Genomic DNA, 5,491 nt, shown 5'->3' on the forward strand with positions numbered 1-5,491 from the left:
CTTTCGGGTCGGAGAGATGTCTTATTTGCTAGAGGTCAAACTTGACTCTCCTTCTCTTCGGGGTTGGGGGTCGTAATTTTTTTACGGAGAGTTTGATCCTGGCTCAGGACGAACGCTGGCGGCGTGCTTAACACATGCAAGTCGAACGATGAAGCCCAGCTTGCTGGGTGGATTAGTGGCGAACGGGTGAGTAACACGTGAGTAACCTGCCCTTGACTCTGGGATAAGCGCTGGAAACGGCGTCTAATACCGGATACGACCTGCCCCGGCATCGGGTGCGGGTGGAAAGTTTTTCGGTCAAGGATGGACTCGCGGCCTATCAGCTAGTTGGTGAGGTAATGGCTCACCAAGGCGACGACGGGTAGCCGGCCTGAGAGGGTGACCGGCCACACTGGGACTGAGACACGGCCCAGACTCCTACGGGAGGCAGCAGTGGGGAATATTGCACAATGGGCGAAAGCCTGATGCAGCAACGCCGCGTGGGGGATGACGGCCTTCGGGTTGTAAACCTCTTTTAGTAGGGAAGAAGGGCTTCGGCTTGACGGTACCTGCAGAAAAAGCACCGGCTAACTACGTGCCAGCAGCCGCGGTAATACGTAGGGTGCAAGCGTTGTCCGGAATTATTGGGCGTAAAGAGCTCGTAGGCGGTTTGTCGCGTCTGCTGTGAAAACCCGAGGCTCAACCTCGGGCCTGCAGTGGGTACGGGCAGACTAGAGTGCGGTAGGGGAGAATGGAATTCCTGGTGTAGCGGTGGAATGCGCAGATATCAGGAGGAACACCGATGGCGAAGGCAGTTCTCTGGGCCGTTACTGACGCTGAGGAGCGAAAGCGTGGGGAGCGAACAGGATTAGATACCCTGGTAGTCCACGCCGTAAACGTTGGGAACTAGATGTGGGGACCTTTCCACGGTCTCCGTGTCGCAGCTAACGCATTAAGTTCCCCGCCTGGGGAGTACGGCCGCAAGGCTAAAACTCAAAGGAATTGACGGGGGCCCGCACAAGCGGCGGAGCATGCGGATTAATTCGATGCAACGCGAAGAACCTTACCAAGGCTTGACATATACCGGAAACTTCCAGAAATGGTTGCCCCGCAAGGTCGGTATACAGGTGGTGCATGGTTGTCGTCAGCTCGTGTCGTGAGATGTTGGGTTAAGTCCCGCAACGAGCGCAACCCTCGTTCTATGTTGCCAGCACGTCATGGTGGGAACTCATAGGAGACTGCCGGGGTCAACTCGGAGGAAGGTGGGGATGACGTCAAATCATCATGCCCCTTATGTCTTGGGCTTCACGCATGCTACAATGGCCGGTACAAAGGGCTGCGATACCGTAAGGTGGAGCGAATCCCAAAAAGCCGGTCTCAGTTCGGATTGAGGTCTGCAACTCGACCTCATGAAGTCGGAGTCGCTAGTAATCGCAGATCAGCAACGCTGCGGTGAATACGTTCCCGGGCCTTGTACACACCGCCCGTCAAGTCATGAAAGTCGGTAACACCCGAAGCCAGTGGCCTAACCGCAAGGAGGGAGCTGTCGAAGGTGGGATCGGTGATTAGGACTAAGTCGTAACAAGGTAGCCGTACCGGAAGGTGCGGCTGGATCACCTCCTTTCTAAGGAGCATCTGGACACCGCAGGGTGTTCCAGGCGCCAGATCAAAGCGAATGTCTTTGCTGGTAGCTCATGGGTGGAACATTGAACTAGGTGCTCGGTGAGATCGTCTCGCGTCAGTACAGCCTTCGGGTTGGGAACGCGTCGGGGCGGTGGAGTCGGGTACATGCACGCTGTTGGGTCCTGAGGGACCGGGCCGGCTGCCTTCGGGTGGCGGGGTCGACTCTCCGGATCTTTTTCTCACGCCTGGGTGTGTGGGAGAGGGATACCGCCCGTATTTTGAGAACTACACAGTGGACGCGAGCATCTTAGATTCACGGCTTCGGTCGTGGATCGACAAGATTCGCATGGCGCGGCTTTCGGGCTGCGGTCATGCAAATCATTGGATCTGCAACTTTTCGAGTTGTAGTTTCTTAACTCATGTGATTAGCAAGTTCATAAGAGCAAACGGTGAATGCCTTGGCATCTGGAGCCGAAGAAGGACGTCGTAATCTGCGATAAGCCTCGGGGAGCTGATAAACGAGCTGTGATCCGAGGATTTCCGAATGGGGAAACCCCGCCAGGCCCCTTGTGGTGACCTGGTGACTCCCGCCTGAATATATAGGGCGGGTAGAGGGAACGTGGGGAAGTGAAACATCTCAGTACCCACAGGAAGAGAAAACAACAGTGATTCCGTCAGTAGTGGCGAGCGAACGCGGAAGAGGCTAAACCGAGTCATGTGTGATACCCGGCAGGGGTTGCATGGCCGGGGTTGTGGGACTTTTCGTTCCGGTCTGCCGGCCGGTGAACGTTACAGCGCATCATAGACGAACAGGTTTGAACGCCTGGCCAGAGCGGGTGCGAGCCCCGTAGTCGAAATGGTGTTATGGCGTGAAGAGTATCCCAAGTAGCACGGGGCCCGAGAAATCCCGTGTGAATCTGTCAGGACCACCTGATAAGCCTAAATACTCCCAGATGACCGATAGCGGACAAGTACCGTGAGGGAAAGGTGAAAAGTACCCCGGGAGGGGAGTGAAATAGTACCTGAAACCGTTTGCTTACAAACCGTCGGAGCCTCCTTGTAGGGGTGACGGCGTGCCTTTTGAAGAATGAGCCTGCGAGTTAGTGCTCTGTGGCGAGGTTAACCCGTGTGGGGCAGCCGTAGCGAAAGCGAGTCCGAATAGGGCGATTCAGTCGCAGGGTCTAGACCCGAAGCGAAGTGATCTATCCATGGCCAGGTTGAAGCGACGGTAAGACGTCGTGGAGGACCGAACCCACTTCAGTTGAAAATGGAGGGGATGAGCTGTGGATAGGGGTGAAAGGCCAATCAAACTTCGTGATAGCTGGTTCTCTCCGAAATGCATTTAGGTGCAGCGTTGCGTGTTTCTTGCCGGAGGTAGAGCTACTGGATGGCCGATGGGGCCCAAAAGCTTACTGACGTCAGCCAAACTCCGAATGCCGGTAAGTGAGAGCGCAGCAGTGAGACTGTGGGGGATAAGCTTCATAGTCGAGAGGGAAACAACCCAGACCACCAACTAAGGTCCCTAAGCGCGTGCTAAGTGGGAAAGGATGTGGAGTTGCACAGACAACCAGGAGGTTGGCTTAGAAGCAGCCACCCTTGAAAGAGTGCGTAATAGCTCACTGGTCAAGTGATTCCGCGCCGACAATGTAACGGGGCTCAAGCACGCCACCGAAGTTGTGGCATTGACATTAGTGGTAGGCCTTCGTGGTCCAGCCGTGTTGATGGGTAGGAGAGCGTCGTGTGGCGAGTGAAGCGGCGGTGTGAACCAGCCGTGGATGCCACACGAGTGAGAATGCAGGCATGAGTAGCGAAAGACGGGTGAGAAACCCGTCCTCCGGAAGACCAAGGGTTCCAGGGTCAAGCTAATCTTCCCTGGGTAAGTCGGGACCTAAGGCGAGGCCGACAGGCGTAGTCGATGGACAACGGGTTGATATTCCCGTACCGGCGAAGAACCGCCCAAGACAATCCAGTAGTGCTAAGTATCTGAATCCCTTTGATGGATCCCTTCGGGGTGAAGCGTTGGGCCTAGCGTACGACCCCGTGCTGGTGCGTTTAGCGTATTAACAGGTGTGACGCAGGAAGGTAGCCGAGCCGGGCGATGGTTGTCCCGGTCTAAGGATGTAGGGCGAACGATAGGCAAATCCGTCGTTCATATAGCCTGAGATCTGATGGGTAGACGCAAGTCGAAATCGGTGATCCTATGCTGCCAAGAAAAGCATCGACGCGAGGTTCTAGCTGCCCGTACCCCAAACCGACTCAGGTGGTCAGGTAGAGAATACTAAGGAGATCGAGAGAATCGTGGTTAAGGAACTCGGCAAAATGCCCCCGTAACTTCGGGAGAAGGGGGGCCTGAGGCGTGAACGGACTTGCTCCGGGAGCGTTCGATGGCCGCAGAGACCAGTGGGAAGCGACTGTTTACTAAAAACACAGGTCCGTGCTAAGTCGCAAGACGATGTATACGGACTGACGCCTGCCCGGTGCTGGAAGGTTAAGAGGAACGGTTAGCCGCAAGGCGAAGCTGAGAATTTAAGCCCCAGTAAACGGCGGTGGTAACTATAACCATCCTAAGGTAGCGAAATTCCTTGTCGGGTAAGTTCCGACCTGCACGAATGGCGTAACGACTTCCCAGCTGTCTCAACCGCGAACTCGGCGAAATTGCATTACGAGTAAAGATGCTCGTTACGCGCAGCAGGACGGAAAGACCCCGTGACCTTTACTATAGTTTGGTATTGGTGTTCGGTGTGGCTTGTGTAGGATAGGTGGGAGACGTTGAAGCGGGCACGCTAGTGTTCGTGGAGTCATTGTTGAAATACCACTCTGGTCACTCTGGATATCTAACTTCGGACCCTAATCGGGTTCAGGGACAGTGCCTGATGGGTAGTTTAACTGGGGCGGTTGCCTCCCAAAGAGTAACGGAGGCGCCCAAAGGTTCCCTCAACCTGGTTGGCAATCAGGTGGCGAGTGTAAGTGCACAAGGGAGCTTGACTGTGAGACTGACAAGTCGAGCAGGGACGAAAGTCGGGACTAGTGATCCGGCAGTGGCTTGTGGAAGCGCTGTCGCTCAACGGATAAAAGGTACCTCGGGGATAACAGGCTGATCTTGCCCAAGAGTCCATATCGACGGCATGGTTTGGCACCTCGATGTCGGCTCGTCGCATCCTGGGGCTGGAGTAGGTCCCAAGGGTTGGGCTGTTCGCCCATTAAAGCGGTACGCGAGCTGGGTTTAGAACGTCGTGAGACAGTTCGGTCCCTATCCGCTGCGCGCGCAGGAAATTTGAGAAGATCTATCCCTAGTACGAGAGGACCGGGATGGACGAACCTCTGGTGTGTCAGTTGTTCCGCCAGGAGCACCGCTGATTAGCTACGTTCGGAACGGATAACCGCTGAAAGCATCTAAGCGGGAAGCCGGCTTCGAGATGAGATTTCCATCCCTTCGGGGGAGAGGCTCCCAGCCAGACGACTGGGTTGATAGGCCGGATGTGGAAGACAGGACTAAAGACTGTCGGAGCTGACCGGTACTAATAAGCCGATAACTTGATAATCACTACACTCATACCGTTGTAAAGGCTGGTAGGAGTGGTCAGAGATTGCTTGCGTCCACTTTGTGGTTCCCAGAAGACGGGCACCCCGCATCCTCCTTCGGGAGGAGCGGAACAATTGAATACACGCACGGCGTGTAACCCAGATTTGACCATGTGCCCTCGGGTGCGTGTGTCGCCAGGGTTACGGCGGCCATAGCGAGAGGGAAACGCCCGGTCACATTCCGAACCCGGAAGCTAAGACTCTCAGCGCCGATGGTACTGCAGGGGGGACCCTGTGGGAGAGTAGGACACCGCCGGACACCATTCACGATGGCCACCCAGAAATGGGTGGCCATCGCTGTTTAACC

Annotated in this window: 3 rRNA genes; all 3 read left to right on the forward strand. The window is 55.6% G+C overall.

Annotated features, from left to right (window positions below):
* Window positions 1-80 precede the first annotated feature (80 nt).
* A 16S ribosomal RNA gene (locus tag C5C57_RS17295) occupies window positions 81-1,603 on the forward strand.
* A 425-nt stretch (window positions 1,604-2,028) separates the two neighbouring features.
* A 23S ribosomal RNA gene (locus tag C5C57_RS17300) occupies window positions 2,029-5,144 on the forward strand.
* A gap of 182 nt (window positions 5,145-5,326) precedes the next feature.
* Window positions 5,327-5,443 (forward strand): 5S ribosomal RNA (rrf, locus tag C5C57_RS17305).
* The 16S, 23S and 5S rRNA genes sit together here, the layout of an rRNA operon.
* Window positions 5,444-5,491: the final 48 nt, after the last annotated feature.

Source organism: Rathayibacter sp. AY1C5, assembly GCF_002931705.1.
Taxonomy (GTDB): Bacteria; Actinomycetota; Actinomycetes; order Actinomycetales; family Microbacteriaceae; genus Rathayibacter.